This is a genomic window from Deinococcus aquaticus, assembly GCF_028622095.1.
GTDB classification, from domain to species: Bacteria; Deinococcota; Deinococci; order Deinococcales; family Deinococcaceae; genus Deinococcus; species Deinococcus aquaticus.
In genome coordinates, this window is sequence record NZ_CP115166.1 from 112463 (window position 1) to 129324 (window position 16862).

The following is a 16862-nucleotide window of genomic DNA, read 5'->3' on the forward strand; positions in this document are numbered from 1 at the left end:
TTTAACCGAATGATCATGATTGTAGGCCGTCACTCTGCATAGAGTCAATCACTTGGCGGATGTTTATACTCTGTCGTCAAGACAGGCCGCCTCCGGAAGAGTCGACAATTTTTCTGCTTCTGGCGCATATTTTGACACTCTGTCCTGTTGGTCAAAGGAAGCCGCGGGCAGTCGAAAATGAATAATAATACGAATAAATATTCATTTCTCTGTTTACGCCGCGCAGGGGTGTACGATCGTGCTGTTCGACCAAAATCCACTTCTGCACCACAGTCTCGCCTCACAGCAGGCTGCATATCGTTTCCAGATTGTTGCGCGATATGCAGAGAAAATCGACAGGATTCTGGTTAGGGCCATCGTTTCAAACGATGCGTTCAGATTTTCGATGACAAATTACATCAGGGTTCAGCAGATGGTTTTTCTGCATCCCTTACCGGTCGTGCCCTGGGCCTGTGGACCGTGCGGTTGCGCCGCCGTACTGACGCTCTCATCCTCAAACGGTGTCATCATGAGCACATTCATGCCTGGCCGCCCGACGACTGTCACCGTCCCTCTGATCACCGGGTTGATCCGACTGCACGGGCATCTGCACGCCGCGCCAGACCACGCCCTGCGCCGCGTTCTGCAGGAATTCTGCGACGACCTGAGCCGGCCAGCGTCGGAGGGTCCGGGAATCCGCGCCACCCTGAGCGGCCCGCACGCGCCCACAGACCCCGCCAGGGTGCACGCCCTGCTGACCCTGCCCGGCGAAACCGTTCATCTGAACTTCCAGAACCCGCCCCTGGCGGTGTCAGGCACACTGGACTCCCGGCCGCTGGACGACACTGACGCCAGCACCGAACTGCTCACCGTCGTTCAACGCATGGTGCAGCGGCGCGTCACGGGCGCGGACACCGACCCGGTCGCGGCGCTGCACACCCTGCTCCTCGACCTGTCAGCACTGCTCGGGCAGGCGGCCGGGCCACCAGACACCGAGGAGGATCTGGCTGCCCTGATCCTCAGCGCGTACACCAACTGGAGTCTGAGAAGCGCCCAGCCACGCCCGCCACCCGCGCCGCAGCCTCCGGGCACCCACGCCGCAGAAGAAAGCGCAGGGAACAGGGCCAGCCGCCCGGCCGGGCCCGGCACGTCCGTGACGCAGCGGCGCCTGCTGGCGCTGGGCGGCGAACTGGCCCGTCAACTCAGCCGCGCCACCACGGCCGCGCACACGGACCTTCAGGACCGGTTGCAGCGCAGCGAGGCGCAGCACCGCCTGATCGTGGAATCCCTGAACGACGGCGTCCTGATGATCTCCAGAAGCGGCCGGATTCAGACGCTCTCGGGACGCGCGGCCGAACTGCTGGGCGTCCCGGCCGACCTGGACGCCCTGGACTTCCAGCGCCTCCCGTGGGAGATCCTGACGGCAGACGGCCGGGTCCTGACCGGGGACATCATCCAGCATGGACTGAACGGCATTCAGCCCGGCCCTGTGTCGCTGATCCTGATCGCCCTGCGCCGCCCGTCCGGTGACGTGTGGCTTCAGGTATCTCAGCGCGGCGTGACCGGCCTGGACGGTCAGCCCGCCGCGCTGCTGACCCTGGCCGACGTGACCGGCACCCGCGCCCTGCAGGTCCAGCTGGACTTTCACGCGCAGCACGACACCGTCACGGGGCTGCCCAACCGCGCGCAGTTCATCAGCCTGACCTCGCACCTCTCCCCCGCGCCGGCGCGGACCATGACGGCGCTGCGCCTGATGGACGGCGGCCCGGTCCGCTCGCTGTACGGGGACGCCGCGTTCGAGGAGTACCTGCTGGCCCTCTCGCAACGGCTGGCGGCCCTGATGCCAGCCGGCACGCTGCTGGGGCGCGTCAGCGCGAACACCCTGGCCTTCGCGCCCGCGCCAGCACAGGACCCAGCCCCCACGCCGCCCGGCAGCCGCGACCTGCTGCGCGTCCTGACGCAGCCGCTCCCACTGTCGTTTGCCGAGGTTCACCCGCACCTGTCGGCCGGTGAGCGCCTCTGGAGCGACGGGGCGGCCTCCTCGCAGGCCCTAGCCGACGCGGAAGCCGCCGCCCGCAGCGCCGCCCAGAGCGGCCTGAACCGCGCGCTGATCATCGACCAGTCACGGGCGCGGCAGCACACCGAGCAGCTGCGGCTGGGGCAGCGGCTGCGCCGGGACCTCCAGCGGGGCCGCCTGTCCGTGCACTACCAGCCGGTCGTGGACCTGCGCACCGGCGAACTGCGCAGCGCCGAGGCCCTGGCCCGCTGGACCGACGAGGAACGCGGGCCCGTCCCGCCCGCCGAGTTCATTCCGCTGGCCCTGGAACTCAACCTGATGCCGGCCCTGACCCGGCTGGTCCTGCTGCGCGCCTACCGCGTGGCCCGCACGACCAGCGACCTGCTGGGCCGGAACTTCCGCGTCGCCCTGAACCTCAGCGCCGCCGAACTGCACAGCGAGGACTTTCGGGAACGCGTCAGCCGGTTCATGACCCACCACCCGCAGGCCGCGCACTACCTGGAACTCGAAGTGACCGAGCAGGCCCTGATTCACGACCTGCCGGGCGTCTCACACACCCTGGGAGTCCTGCAGGCCCAGGGCCTCAGCGTGGCACTGGACGACTTCGGCACCGGGTACTCCTCACTGGCAGTCCTTCAGCAGCTGCCCGTCAACAAGCTCAAGATCGACCGGTCCTTCGTGCAGGGCCTCGAACACGACGCGCGGCAACGGCTGATCACCACCGCGGTCGTGAACCTCGCGCGGCAACTGAACATCACGGTCGTGGCCGAGGGAGTCGAGACGGCCAGGCAACTCCAGCGGCTGCGGGAGATGAACTGCGATCAGGTGCAGGGCTACCTGATCAGTCGCCCGGTCAGTACCCGGCAGTGGCTGGAGCAAGTGCACGGGTGGACGGCCGTGCCCGCCGGGCCGAACGCCCTCCTACCGCCCCGGCGGTAACCATGTGACCGGCCCCGGTAGCCCTGACAGGGGAAGCGGGCCGCCGGGCGCCGGGCGTCCTCCGGGCTGCGCGGGCCCGCTGTGCCGGGGTCCGGGGTTCAGTTCAGCCGGCCGCGGTCAGGTCCTCGATCAGCGGCGCGAAGAACGCGCGGGCCTCTGCGCTCATGCCGGGATGCGCCAGCGCCTCGTGCAGCCGCGCCTGCGCCTGCGCCCGCTGCCCGTGGCGGGCGAGGTACGCGGCCTCTCCCCCGATCGCTTCGGCTTCCAGGGACGGCGCGTCGCACTGCCGGGCAATCTCGCGCGCCTGCCTGAACAGGTCCTGCGGGTTGCCCGGCAGGTCGCCCGCCAGTTGCGCGTGCCCCAGGTTCAGCAGCGCGTTCCCGATCTCCCAGCGCTGCGCTGAATCCTCGGCGCGGCGCAGCACCCGGCGGCTCAGGGCAGCGCAGCGGGCGAATTCACCCGCCAGCAGTGCGTTCCAGGCCAGTCCCGTGAGGTTCAGGGTGATGCCGTGATGGTGGTGAACCTGCCCGTGCAGGTCCAGGGCCTGCGTGAACAGGGTCTCGGCCTGTCCCAGGTCGCGCGTTTCCGAGGCGATCAGGGCCGAGGTGTTCAGCGTGTCGGCCAGCAGGAGCGGCAGTGACAGCGGCGCGGCGAGCGTCCGGGCGGCCTGGGCGTGCGCGGCGGCGACTTCCAGGTCACCCAGGAAGACGCTGCTGCGGGCCACACCGTCCAGCGCCATGACCCGCAGTTCCGGCGGGTGTCCGCCGACCTGCGCCTGAAGTCTCTGGAACAGCTGGCGGCTCTGCACGTACTGACTGCGGCGGTGTAGGATCCGGGCGCGGATCAGCCCGGCCCGCACCGCGACCTCGGGCAGACGGTCCGTGCGGGCCTGCCGCCGCGCCCGGTCGGCATGCGCCTCGGCTTCAGCGTGGGCGCCCAGGTGTTGCAGCACGCCGGCCAGCGCCACGTGCAGTTCGGCACGCCCATCGCCGACTGACAGTTGCAGCGCGCGGCTCAGTTCGTCCCGCGCGTCGTGCAGTTGCCCGCGCGCCGCGCGGTACGGCGTGACCGTCACCAGTAACCGGGCCAGTCGGTGGGCATCGGCCCGGCCGGAACCCAGCAGACCGCCGAGCAGGGGCCGCAGTTCCGGCCAGGAGCTGTCCAGCTGCTGAAACCACGTCACGCTGCCCGGCGGGGCGTCTCCCACGAGCGCCGCGGCGTACGACAGGGTCGCGCCGGTCAGTTCACGGTGCCGGGCGGGCGCACGGCGCACGGCACGCTGCGCGTGCGTCTGAAGTCCGGCGCTCAGGGCGTACAGTCCCGTGCTGACAGGCAGCAGGACGTGCTGATCGACGAGCGCGCGCAGCATGAACGGAGAGGCGCCCGTCAGTTGCCGGGCCAGACTCAGACTGAACGGCGCGCCGCAGCCTCCCAGGGCCGTCAGGATCCGGCGTTCATGGGTTCCGAACTGCGCCCAGCGGTGCCCGGCCTGCACCGACTGCCTGAGCAGGTACTCCGCGCCGGCCGGCCAGCCCAGGGTCCGCAGGGTGGCCTGCGCGGCCGTCAGCTGTTCGGGTTCGCCCTGTACCCAGGCGCACAGCGCGTCCAGGGGCGGGTGGTCGGCGGTCGCCGGCAGGCCGGCGGCGCTGAGCAGCGCGCCCCGCACCTGCGAACCGGTCAGCGGGGCCAGGGGCAGGTGACGCTCCTGCGGAATGTTCAGGGGGGCGTCGCCGGTCAGGATCAGGCGGCTCATGGGGGCCAGGGCGATCAGCCGGGCCAGTTGCGGCGCGCCCAGGATGTCCGGGGTCACGTCATCGATCAGCAGCAGGATGGGGCGGCGGGCCAGCAGGCGGCCCACCAGTTGCTCGTCGGCGTTCGGGACGACCTCACCTGACAGCGCCTCACCCAGGCGGGCCAGCGCCGCGCCAGGACTGTGCGTGCCCTGCAGGGACAGCGCGGCCACACCGCCGGGCAGGCGGCCCTGAAGTTCCATCAGCAGTTGCCGGGCCAGTCGGGTGCGGCCCCGTCCGGGCGGACCGGTCAGGGTCAGGACCGGCCAGGAGTGCAGCGCCCGCACCGCTTCACGCATGACATCCTGCCGCCCGGTCATCGGTGGCAGGCTGGGCAGATACAGTCGCGGCAGCAGCGCCGTGACGGCCTGCGGGCCGTCGTCCTGGGCCAGCAGTTCCGCCGGACTGAGCAGGCGCAGCTGCGCCTCGAGCAGCAGGGCGTCCAGCCAGCGCTGCAGGTCGCCCGGGCAACCCTGGGCCTGCTGTCCCAGCCACGCCAGCACGCTCTCAGGCAGCGGTTCGGGCGAGAGGCTGGCCGCCACGGCCTTGAGGGTCTCGGTGCTCAGCGGCGGCAGGTTCAGGGTCTCGCCGAGCTGCACCTTTCCGGCGTCCTCGTTGAAGCCGGTGATGACTGTCCGGGCTTCTTCCAGCAGGGGCTGCAGTTGCAGCGTGGTGGCCGGATCGAAGTGTTCAGGGCGGTCCAGGATCAGCAGCAGCGGACGGCCGCGCTCCTGTTTCAGGGCGGCGGCCAGTTCAACCGGTCCGGCGTCGGTGGGTGAACCGTCCAGGCCGGCGCTGGCCCACGCGCCCAGTTCACGCTGCGCACTGGCCGGCGATCCGCTCACGCTCAGGGTGCGGTAGCCCAGGTGCCGCCCGACCACGTCCGCGTGCCCCAGGAACCGGGTCAGGCCGCAGCCGGCCGGGGCGTGTACCCGCAGCCGCCCGCCTTTCAGGAAGGCGCTGCGCAGGAAGGCCGTGACGGCCTGCAGTTCGTTGTCACGGTCCAGAAGCCGGTGGTCCTGCAGCGCAAAAGGGTGGCGGATGTCGCTGGTGACCAGTTGAGCGCGGCCCAGGCGTTTGGCGCTGTACATCCGGGCGTCGGCGCGTTCACGCAGACTGTCGGCGGTCTGCACGCCTTTCTCACCCAGGGTGGCCAGTCCCATACTCAGCCGCAGGCTGCGCGGCCGTTGCCGGAGGGTGCCCAGCAGGTCCAGCGACCAGCGGGCCACGACGTCGCCGCCGGCGCTGGCCAGAACCGCGAACTCGTCACCGCCCAGCCGGTACGCTTCCCAGCCCTGCGGCAGGTACGCCCGCAGGGTCAGGCCCACGGCACGCAGCGCCTCATCGCCCGCGGCGTGTCCGAAGGTGTCGTTCAGGGTTTTGAGGTGATCAAGGTCACACAGCAGCAGGGTGCAGTGACCTGCCGCCACGAGGATATTCAGGTCCCGTTGAAACTGGGCCCGCAGGTGCAGACTGGTCAGTTCGTCACGCAGGGACTGGGAGAGGGTCACTCTCATACACTACCGGCTCGGCCGCAGGTGTGAACAGCAGGCCGCGCGGGAAGTGCCCGCCGCGTGCAGATGACCGGCCCCGCCGGAGTGCTCGTCACGTGACGAGCAGCAGGGATCCGGAGTCCATATTCCCACTGCGGCGTCCAGTGACGGGGCGCCGGGCCAGCCAGCAGGGCCGTGTTCCTGCGGGACAACCCGGTTTGCTCGTCACGTGACGAGCAGCAACTAGGCACCCGGTCGCAGGACCGCGCAGGCCCTAGCATGCAGCTATGATCGTCGCCTTCGTCAACCCCCGCTCCACCCTGCTTCACACCGCCGAAACCCACGAGACTGACCGCCGCTCGAACGGCCTGAGCGCCCTGCTTCAGGAGGCCGAACTGATCCCCGTCACGGATCTGGACGAGGAGGGACTGCTGGGCGTCCCGGCGGCCTTCACCTCCTGGCAGGTGCTGCTGCGCGGCGCGGTGGTCATAGGGCCCGATGGCCTGGAGGACGAGGCCTGGAGACGCCTGAGCCTCGAAGCGCAGCGCAGCTCCGAGCAGGCCGTCACGCTCGCCTACCAGGCTGCCGGCCACATCGAGCAGCTGGGCCAACTGGGGCTGGATGTCACCCTGGTCGGGCGCAGCGGCGCGCCCCTGCTGGTAAGGATCACGCACCCGCACGGGCTGGAACTGGCGCTGCGGCAGGCGGCCACCGGCCTGCGCGAGTGGCTCAGCGACGGGCCCTTCAGCAGCGCCCTGACGCTGGAAGTCACGCCCGACACGGTGACAGTCCTGCCGCGCGACATCCGGGTCGAGGGGGCCGTGAACTACGTCCTAGGCCACCTGAACGGCGTGTCGCTGACCGTGGGCGTCAGCGCCGAGACCTCGGACCGCGCCTTCCTGGCGCTGTGCGACTACGCCCTGCTGCCCGGCGAGAGTCAGCTGCTGGAACAGGTAGTGAACGCCGCAGAGGACGACGACCTAGACTGAGACGGACTCGGCTTGAACGGCTTGCAAAGCCGCTGGGTCCGAGCGGACGCGACTCATAGAGCTGCCCCGCAGAGGAGGAGCAGAACGGACTTCGGGAGTGGAGTTGGCAACCCGGTGCATTGGCGAGTTGAGAACGAAACGGACGGAGTCCGCATGAGACCGGGAGGCCGTGCCGGCTGTCGGCAGATCACCACCAGTCTGGGTGGCCCGGTCAGGTCCTGGGCGTTTTCATGTGTCGGTTCGTCCGTGGCCCGTTAGACTGCGGGTATGTTGCATGGCCTCTTTACCGGGTGCGCGGCTCCGCCCTCAGGGGCGACCCGCTGAGTGCCCCGAATTCAGCGGGCGGCCCGCCCTCCCGGCTGGCCACGCTGGCGGGCCTCAGCCATCCGGAGGCGGCCCGGCTGGCAGTGGACCCGGCCGGAACACTGCGGTACGTGGAGGCCGGCGCACAGCAGATTCTGGAAGTCGACCTGACGACCGGCACTTCCCTGGCCAGCGTTTTTCCGGGAAACGCGGCCTGGCAGCAGGCGACCGGCGCGCTGCTGGCCGGAACAGTGGCGGGCGTTCATGACCTGCCACTGCCGGGCCGGGGCACCGTTCAGGTGGACAGCGTGCCGCCTCCCGCTCCCGGTGACCTGCCGGCCGACGCTCCCGGCGACGGGAACCTGCGGTGGTTCAGCGTCCGCCACGCCGGTCTGTCACGCCTGCCCGGGCGGCTGCCGGACCTGCTGCTGCGCATGTACGCCGCGCCCGACATGGACAGCGCGCTGGAAACGGTGCTATCCACACTGCAAGAAGACGTGTACGGCATCCTGATGTCCCTGCACGACCCGCAGGACGACACCCTGGTGCTGCGCTACCGCGTGAACTTCGACCCCGCCACCCTGACGCCGTACGCGCGGGTGCCGGTCACATCCGACCTGCCCGCCGCCGAGGTGTTCCGCAGCGGGCAGGTCATGACCCTGACCCGCGAGGAATGCCGGCGGTACCCGGGCCTGCAACTCGCGCCGCTGACGCAGCGGATCGTGATGCTCCCCCTGCACACCGCCACGCGCCGGGTAGGCGTGATGATGCTCAGCCTGCGGCACGCACGGGTGCTGGAACCCGGCGTGATCACGTACCTGCACCTGCTGGCGCAGCACTGCGCGGCCGCCGCCGAACGCGCGCAGCTGTTCAGCGAGGTACGGCGCGCCGAGCAGCAGTACCGCACGCTGGTGGAAGCCAGTCACTCGCTGGTGTGGGAAACCGACGCGGACTTCCGGGTCCATACGCACCTGCCCGACTGGGAGGCCTTCTCGGGTCAGACGTTCGCGGAGTACCGGGGTATGGGGTACCTGCAGGCACTCCCGCCAGACTCCCGTGAACGGTACCTGCGTGTGTGCGAGCAGGCCAGGCACGACCGGCAGCCGCTGCGTTTCGAGCTGGCGGCGCGCACCGCCGCCGGAGAGGTGGTGCAGTGTCTGGTGCAGGCCGCGCCCATCCTGAATGACGACGGCAACGTCCTGAGCTGGGTGGGAACCATGAACGACGTGACCGCAGAGCGCCTCCTGCTCAGGCGGCAGTCCATCACGCAGCAGGTCCTGCAGCAGCTGGGCAGCGCCTCTCAACCCGCCCAGACGTACGACGTGGTGCTGCGGGCCGCCATGGCCGCCACCGACGGCCGCAGCGGGGTGCTGGTGGCCCGCTACGACAACGAAGCGGCCGCCGTGGTCAGCAGCGCCCAGTGGCCCTTCCCTGAACTGAATCCGCAGCTGCTGACGCACCTGAACGACAGCGAATGGGAGTGGACGCTCCAGCAGACCGGACCCGTCTGGTTAAGGGAACCGGCACCCACGCCCCCCGGACCCCACGGCCCGCAGGGGGACCAGCCGGCCGTCCTGCTGATCCCCCTGCGGGCCGACGGGAGTTTCCGGGCAGTCCTGGCACTGGATCAGCGTGACCGTGACCTGACGCCCGATCAGCTCGATCACCTGCGCTGGATTCAGCCGCATCTGGGGCAGGCCGCGCAGCGGGCACTGCTCCTGCAGACCCTGCAACGCCGTGAGGAGCAGAGCCGCGCCATCCTCGAAGCGGTGGAAGAGGCGTTGGTGTTGTGCCTCCCGGACGGCACGCCCCTGCAGGCCAACCGCACCACCCTCGAATCGGTCGGGCTGACGGACCTGACCGGGCTGCCCAGCCTGACCGATCCCATCTGGGCGCTACGGTCGATGTCCGGGGAGCTGCTGGACGTCCGTGAGTACCCCATTTCACAGGCGGCGCAGACCGGTCAGACCATCCGGAACGCGCAGGCCACCTACCGCCTCGCAAACGGAGAACAGCGCGTTGTGATCATGAACGCCGTGCCGTGGTCCGAGAACGGCGATCTGCGCGGCGTGATCGTGACCACGCGCGACATCACTGAAGGCCACCAGCTGCGGCTGGCGCTGGAACAGCAGGCGCAGCAGGACGAGTTGACCGGACTGGGCAACCGCCGCGCCTTCAATCAGGCGCTCCAGCAGCTGACCCAGGCCGGGCAGGGCGGAGGAATCATGCTGCTGGATATCGACCGATTCAAGCACGTGAACGACACGCACGGGCACCACACGGGCGACGCCCTGCTGAACGTCACAGCCGGAAGACTGCGGACCCTGATCCCCCCGCCGCAGGTGGTCACGCGCCTCGCCGGAGACGAATTCGGGGTGGTCCTGACCGGTTACACCGGCACCCAGGCCGCCGCGCTGGCCGACGCCCTGCTGAACGCGCTGCAGCAACCTGTCGTCCTGAACGGTGTCCACCTGTACCCCCGCATTTCGCTGGGCCTGAGCGTGCACGAAAACGCGGGCGGCAGCGTCAGCGAGTGGTTCAAGGAGGTCGATCTGGCACTCCACGAAGCCAAACGGCAGGGCCGCGCCCGCTGGTGTCCGTACACACCGGACCTCGCGCAGCGGCACGCGAGGCTGGCCGCCATCGAGGAGCGCCTGCGGACCGCGCTGGACACCCGCTCCCTGCAGGTGCACTACCAGCCGGTCGCGAGGGCCGGTCAGACCTGCTGGCAGCGGTTCGAGGCGCTGGCCCGCTGGCACGACCCGCAACTGGGCTCCGTGTCCCCGGCTGAATTCATTCCCGTCGCCGAGACCTCCGGTCTGATCAGCGAACTGGGCCGCCAGATCATGAAGCGGGCGCTGCGGCAGGCGGCCGTGTGGAGCCAGCAGACACGCCAACGCGTGACCATGCACGTGAACGTCAGCGCCGGGCAACTTCAGGCCGGGGACCTGCCGGCGCAGGTCGGGGCGGCCCTCCAGGAAACCGGCTGCGTTCCCTCCCAGCTGGTGGTGGAACTCACGGAATCCGAGGCGGTCGTGGCGACCCCACCCGTCATCCGGCAGCTGAACGCCCTGCGCACCATGGGAGTCCGGATTGCCCTGGACGACTTCGGGACCGGGCACTCCAGTCTGTCCGTACTGGAACAACTGCCCGTGGATTCCATCAAGATCGACCGCTCATTCGTGCGGAACATCGACGTCACGCAGCGCCGGCAGGCCCTGCTGGGAGCCATCCTGAAAATGACCACCGAGCTGGAAACGGAACTGGTGGTCGAGGGGGTCGAAACGCAGAACGAACACAGCGTCCTGGACCGGCTGGGCGTGGAATTCATGCAGGGCTACCTGCTGTGCCGCCCGCGCGAAGCCGCGCGCTTTCAGGTAGCGGCAGACCGCAGCGGGCTGATCCTGACCCCACCGGAGTCCTGAAGCCCATCAGGCCCTGACCGGGCGCCGCAGCCAGGGCCGAAGGTGGAAGATCACACCAGGGTCAGTTCAGTCCTCGGGCTGGCCGGACAGCAGGTCGCTGAGTTGCTGCAGCAGCTTCTCGGCCCTGGCACGCTGCCGGGGTTCCAGCCTGGCCAGTCCCTTGCGGTCACGTAACTGGCGGGCCACGGTATCGAACACGTCCGGAGCCGGCAGCGACGGCCCGTTCAGCAATTGACGCAACTGCGCGACCGTGGCGCCACTGGCAGCAGCGTCGAGCAGCTGCGCCCGCAGGTCGGCAGTGGCGGCGCGGCCGATCACCAGCGCCTTGCGGTAATCCAGGCCGGTCCTCACCGCTTCCTGAAGGTCCTCGGGGAGGTTCAGCAGGGCCGCGCGGTTACGGATGAAACTGCGCCACGATTCCCGCCCGAGCGCCCCGAACGCCGCGTCGAGTTTCTCAACCAGTGCCGGTTCGCTCCCCGCGTGCCGGTCCAGCGCGAACATTCGTGCCACGGCGGCGTCCTCGCGGATGCCCAGGGTCACGGCGGCCACCTGCAGTTTCGCGCGGACTTCTTCCATGACGTTCAGGTCCTCGCGTTGCAGGTTCTCGACCGCCGCGGCCAGTCGCGCTTCACTGTCCGTGAGGGTGCGGATCAGGACCGGCACCTCGCTCAGGCCGGCCTGCCGCGCGGCCCGCCACCGGCGTTCCCCGGCCACGATCTCGTAGCGTCCGCCGGGTGTGGGACGCACCAGCAGGGGTTGCAGCACGCCCTGCTCGCGGACGCTGCGGGTCAGGTCGTCCAGCGCGTCGGGGTTGAAGTAGTAGCGCGGCTGAAATTCACCCGGGTCCAGCAGGGCGGTGCTGAGGCTGGTGGTGGCCGGTTGCGCCAGGGTGTCTATGCCGGCCACCAGTCCGCTCAGGCGTGAGCCGACGACCGGCCGCGCCTTGCGGGTCATGCCTGCGCTCCCGCGATCTGCACCTTCAGTCCGGCGGCCTGCGCGATCTCGGCAGTGGCCCGCAGCACGTCCCGGTGCACGGGAGACCCGGGGGCGTACACGCCGACGGGCTGCCCGGCACTGGCGCTGTCGTTCCAGACGGCGCCCCGGTCCGCGATGGGACTGGCCAGCGGGTTCAGGAGTTCCTTGAGGGCCGCGTAGGCTTCGCGGTCGTGCGAGCGGCGCGCGTCGTACAGGGTCGGCACGTACAGCGCGACCGTCAGGTCCGGGCGGAGCTTGCGGTAGGTGGCCATCGCCTCGCCCAGTCCTGCCAGGGCGTTCATGCCTTTCTGACGGGTGGGAACCGGCACGATCAGGTGATCGGCCGCCAGGGCTCCCAGGATGGACAGTTGCCCCAGGCTGGGTGGGCTGTCGATCAACACGGCGTCGTAGCGCTCCTTCCACTCGGAGAGGGCCTGCCGCAGGTGCAGGTGCGCGCCGACCACACCCATCATCTGGCCCTCAGCCAGGGCCAGCGAGACGTCACTGGGAATCAGGTCCAGCCCGTGAACGTGAATGGGGGAGGGGAGGGGATCGCCGCGTGTGGCGGTGTTGTAGACGGTCTGGTCACGCGTGACGCCGGTCACGCCCAGCCAGTCGGTCAGGTTGGCCTGGGGGTCCAGATCGACCAGCAGGACACGCTGCCCGGCTTCAGCGAGTGTGTAGCCGACATCGCGGGTCAGGCTGGATTTCATGACCCCACCGGCGTGGTTGAAGAGCGTCAGGGTGCGCATTACTGCGCAGACTAGCGCGCCAGGGCAGCCGTTGTCGCGTGACAGGACGCCGGTGCTCGTCACATGACGAGTGAGGAGGACCGGGGACTATCGGACAACTTGCGCCGTTTTCAAAAAGACTGGCACCGACGACGAGTAATTGAACTGACGGTCACCATGAAATCATCCTGTCTCTCCAACTCCTACTGCCTGAAGGCGAAGTCCCAGCAACCAGCCCGACCCGTTCCCAACCCGTCAAGCTCGTCACAGGAGCGTTCACAGCCAGAAAAGCTTAAATTTTACGCAAGCAGATGAATATTTGCTTTCTATTTCTCCCCAGGCGTATTTCTGACTATCGGACAACTTGCGCCGTTTCTTTGCCGCCCACTATCGGACAACTTGCGCCGTTTCAAAAAAGACAGCGTCCAAGCCGTCGTTTCTGGACCGAAAAACCCTGCAGAGACAACTATCGGACAACTTGCGCCGTTTGGGCCCGAACTATCGGACAACTTGCGCCGTTTTTATCCACAGGTATCGGACAACTTGCGCCGTTTGCCCTCAGGAGGTATCGGACAACTTGCGCCGAAAGTATCGGACAACTTGCGCCGTTCGGCCCTGACTATCGGACAACTTGCGCCGAAAAGGGGGCAAAACTATCGGACAACTTGCGCCAAACTATCGGACAACTTGCGCCGTTTGACCCCGAAAACGCCGTGTGACACGCATCTGGGTTGGGCGCTTGTTGTTGACAACATATATTCTTTCTTTTAAGAGATTTAAAACAAAAAGAAAAACAACAAACACACAGGGGGGCAGGGCCGTGGCCGACAAGGGAATCAAACGCTTTGACGAACTCAACATCGCCCGGTTGAGTCTGATCAGCGTGCAGGAACGAATCCCTGCGAACTACCGCGACTGGAGCGTCGAACTCGAAGACGGGGACCGCCGCTACCGGGTCACCTGCCAGGCCCTGCCCGAATACGGTGTTCCGCACGGGATCGACACCGATATCAGCGCTGCGCTGGTCAACCTGTACATCGACCAGGGTTCCCCGGCTGATGGAGCCGTGACCTGCACGCCGTACCAGCTGCTGCAGATGGCCGGGCTGGACACCAGCGGTCGGTACTACACCTCGCTGGATGAAAGCCTCAAACGCCTGACCACCACGACTTATTTCATCTCGGAAGGGTGGCGTGACCACCCACGCGGCCGCTGGACGAACGTGAATTTCCGGTACATCGACCGCATTGAGTTCACTTCCGGCGAGGCGGAAAAGCTCGACGCGTCCAGCGTGCTGCGGATCACGTTGCCGCAGGAAATCTCGCGCAGCGTGCGCGCCGGATACATCAAATCACTGGATCTGTCGTTCATGCAGACCCTCAAACGGCCCCCCACCCGGGCGCTGTACCGCCTGCTTGACGCGCAGCGCCGGGATCCGGAGAACCCGGACGCGGTGGCCATGGCGTACCAGGTGGGCCTGATGGAGTGGGCCGAGGCCTGCAAGATCGTGACGGACCGTCCCAGCATGGCGCAGCGAACGCTGGACGCCGCGCACGAGGAACTGATCGAGAAAGGCTTCCTGAAGAACGTCGAGTACCTGGGTCGCGGCAAGAAAAAGATGCTCCAGTACACCTTCGGCGAGGCGTTCATCCCGCCGGATCCGGCGCTGCTGCAGGAACTCGCGGACCTGGGTGTCACCCAGACCCGCGCGCTGCAGCTGGTCCGCGAACACGGTGAGCAGACCGTGGACGACGCGGTGGTGCGCTGCAAGGCGATCCTGGCCGCCGGGTACAAGCCGCGCTCGAAACCGGCTTTCTTCGTGGACGTTTTGAAGAATCCCGGCAAGTACCAGTTGCCCGAAGGGGTCTCCGAGGCGCGGAAAGCCACCGCCAAGGGACAGCAGGGCAAGGCGCGGGGATCGGGTCAACCCAGCCTGTTCGAGGCACCTTTACGGCCTTCTGAGGAGGAAGTGGATGCGGACGCCCTGTTACGGGCTCAGCCGCGCGAGAAACAGGTCGAGGAAGTCATGCGCACCCTGACCTTCCTGCTGCGCAACGACCTGAAACTTCAGGAACTCGATACGCTGCGTCTGGCACTCGACGAGGGGCTCGAAGATCCGCTGGAAATCAAGGCCTGGGCCATCAAGGGCATCAGCGGCGGCCAGAAAAGCACCGTCGTGCGTGACCTGCGGACCCGTCTCGGGGTCAAGTTACAGGCCCTCAGGGACCAGCCGTTGACTTCTGGCCGTTGACCCCCGGCCGTTGACTCCGGGCGGGTCAGGGGACCCGGCGGCGCGCCCCACACGCAGCAGGCCCGTGTCTGCTAGGCTGGCCGCACCTGAGGTAGGGGAAGTCCGGTGAGAATCCGGCGCTGTCGCGCAGCGGTATGCCAGTCAGTTCAGCAGAACTCGATCATGGTGAGCCCGAATGCCTCTCAGGGACGCCCGTTCACGCCGATTGCCGGCGCGTCCGTGGCACCTCTCGCCGTCAGAGGGCCGTGACATGAGTGATCCTGAACCCAGCCGTGGGCCTGCCCACGTGTGTTCCCGCTCTGGCCCCCGGCTGGAGCGGGTTTTTCATGCTGTGCGCCCGCTCCCGGCTGCCGTCCCAGTACGCACTGGAGTTCCCCGCCATGTCCCATCTGCCTTTCCGTCTGCGGCGCCCCTGCGCCGCCCTGCTGGTCGCTGCCGTCATGGGTGCCACGCAGGGCGCCTCGGCCACCACCTACCCGCTGACCGTCACCGACGACCTGGGCCGCCGCGTCACGCTGAACGCCGCGCCGCGCCGCGTCGTGTCCATGCTGCCCAGCCACACTGAAACGCTGATCGCCATCGGCGCGGGCGCGCAACTGATCGCGGTTGACCGCTTCAGCAACTACCCGAAAGCCGCCGTGGACAGGCTTCCGAAGGTCGGCAGCGCCTACCAGCCGAACCTCGAGGCGATCCTGGCCCTGAAACCCGATCTGGTGCTGGCCGACGAGTCCAGCGGGTCGCGCCTGACCGAGAAGCTCGCGCAGGCGGGCCTGACCGTGTACGGCGGCACCGGACAGACCTTCAATGAGGTGTTCGAGAAGATCGCCGTGATCGGCAAACTGACCAACCACGAGGCCGGAGCCACGCGGCTGACCACGTCCATGCGCGCCGAGCTGAACACCCTGCAGGCCAGCGTGCTGCGCCTTCCGAAGGTCAGCACCTACTACGAGATTGACCCCAGCCCGTACTCGGTCGGGCCAGACTCGTTCATCGGGACGCTGATCGCCAGGGCGGGCGGGCAGACCATCGTGCCAGCCGCGCTGGGCGACTTCCCGAAACTCGACCCGGAGCTGATCGTGCAGCGCAACCCGCAGGTGATGATCGGCCTGAGCCTGGATGACGCCCGTCGGCGTCCCGGCTGGGCCGGACTGCAGGCCGTGAAGGCGGGGCGGGTCTTTGCCCCCACGCCCGAGGAACGCGACGCCCTGAGCCGTCCGGGGCCGCGCCTGCCGGACGCGCTGCGCGCCCTGATCCGCTTCATTCACCCGGAGGCCCTGAAGTGACTGGTGACGCAGTGACCGGTGACGCCACATCCGAACTCGATCCCGCGACCCGCGAGCGCCGCGAAAAGGCCATGGAGGAACTCGCGGCGGCCCGTGACGCTCACCGCAAGGCCGGGGGCGTCAGCCGGGGGCGCCGGGGCCTACTGATCGTGAACACCGGGAACGGCAAGGGCAAGACCACCGCCGCGCTGGGCCTGATGCTGCGCGCCCACGGGCGGGGCCTGCGCGTACGGATGTTCCAGTTCCTGAAGCACGAGAGCGCCAAGTTCGGCGAGCACCGCACGCTGGACGTGCTGGGCCTGCCGTACGAGGGGCTGGGCGACGGGTTCACGTGGCGCTCCAAGGACCTGGAGAACAGCGCCGCGATGGCCGCGCACGGCTGGTCGCTGGCCCGCGCCGCCATCGAGAGCGGCGAGCACGACCTGATCGTGCTGGACGAGTTCACGTACGCCCTGAAGTACGGCTGGGTGCCCTGGCCGGAGGTCGAGGCGGTCCTGCGGGCGCGTGACCCCCGGCTGCACGTGGTCGTCACCGGGCGGGACGCCCTGCCGGAACTGATCGCCCTGGCCGACACGGTCAGCGAGATCCAGCCCGTCAAGCACGCCTACGAGGCGGGCATCGGCGCGCAGACCGGAATCGAGTACTGATGCGTTCCGTTTCCTTGCCCCCGGCCCTGGAGCCCGCGGG

9 protein-coding genes and 1 riboswitch are annotated in these 16862 nt (G+C 68.3%); of the genes, 6 read left to right on the forward strand and 3 right to left on the reverse strand.

What is annotated here, in order from left to right; genetic code table 11:
• Nucleotides 1-508: 508 nt before the first annotated feature.
• Nucleotides 509-2935 (forward strand): putative bifunctional diguanylate cyclase/phosphodiesterase, encoded by a 2427-nt coding sequence (locus M8445_RS15475; RefSeq protein WP_273991192.1) that lies wholly within the window; start codon nt 509-511, stop codon nt 2933-2935.
• A 103-nt stretch (nt 2936-3038) separates the two neighbouring features.
• Here M8445_RS15475 and M8445_RS15480 read toward each other — a convergent pair whose 3' ends face one another.
• Nucleotides 3039-6236 (reverse strand): diguanylate cyclase domain-containing protein, encoded by a 3198-nt coding sequence (locus tag M8445_RS15480; protein WP_273991193.1) that lies wholly within the window; start codon nt 6234-6236, stop codon nt 3039-3041.
• A gap of 269 nt (nt 6237-6505) precedes the next feature.
• Here M8445_RS15480 and M8445_RS15485 point away from each other — a divergent pair, with 269 nt between their 5' ends.
• Nucleotides 6506-7207, forward strand: a complete 702-nt coding sequence (locus M8445_RS15485; protein WP_273991194.1) for an HAD family hydrolase — start codon at nt 6506-6508, stop codon at nt 7205-7207.
• A gap of 290 nt (nt 7208-7497) precedes the next feature.
• Nucleotides 7498-10935: a bifunctional diguanylate cyclase/phosphodiesterase gene (locus tag M8445_RS15490; protein ID WP_273991195.1), complete on the forward strand. Its 3438-nt coding sequence runs from the start codon at nt 7498-7500 to the stop codon at nt 10933-10935.
• A 66-nt stretch (nt 10936-11001) separates the two neighbouring features.
• Here the strand turns inward: M8445_RS15490 and M8445_RS15495 are convergent, their stop codons facing one another.
• Both M8445_RS15495 and M8445_RS15500 read right to left on the reverse strand, forming a co-directional pair.
• Nucleotides 11002-11889 carry a ParB/RepB/Spo0J family partition protein gene (locus tag M8445_RS15495; RefSeq protein WP_273991196.1) on the reverse strand — a complete coding sequence of 296 codons (888 nt, stop codon included), beginning with the start codon at nt 11887-11889 and terminating at the stop codon, nt 11002-11004.
• Nucleotides 11886-12662, reverse strand: coding sequence for a ParA family protein (locus tag M8445_RS15500; RefSeq protein ID WP_273991197.1), 777 nt, complete (start codon nt 12660-12662; stop codon nt 11886-11888). The genes M8445_RS15495 and M8445_RS15500 overlap by 4 nt, the downstream gene beginning before the upstream one ends.
• Nucleotides 12663-13461: 799 nt before the next feature.
• Here M8445_RS15500 and M8445_RS15505 point away from each other — a divergent pair.
• The 3 genes from M8445_RS15505 to cobO all read left to right on the forward strand — a co-directional run bounded on the left by M8445_RS15505 (nt 13462) and on the right by cobO (nt 16822).
• Nucleotides 13462-14892, forward strand: coding sequence for a replication initiator protein A (locus M8445_RS15505; protein WP_273991198.1), 1431 nt, complete (start codon nt 13462-13464; stop codon nt 14890-14892).
• 70 nt (nt 14893-14962) lie between these two features.
• Nucleotides 14963-15093: riboswitch (cobalamin riboswitch) on the forward strand.
• Nucleotides 15094-15332: 239 nt separating this feature from the next.
• Nucleotides 15333-16175, forward strand: a complete 843-nt coding sequence (locus M8445_RS15510) for an ABC transporter substrate-binding protein (protein ID WP_380091881.1) — start codon at nt 15333-15335, stop codon at nt 16173-16175.
• Nucleotides 16176-16246: 71 nt separating this feature from the next.
• On the forward strand, nt 16247-16822 hold the full coding sequence (gene cobO / locus M8445_RS15515; protein ID WP_273991270.1) for a cob(I)yrinic acid a,c-diamide adenosyltransferase: 576 nt from the start codon (nt 16247-16249) through the stop codon (nt 16820-16822).
• Nucleotides 16823-16862: the final 40 nt, after the last annotated feature.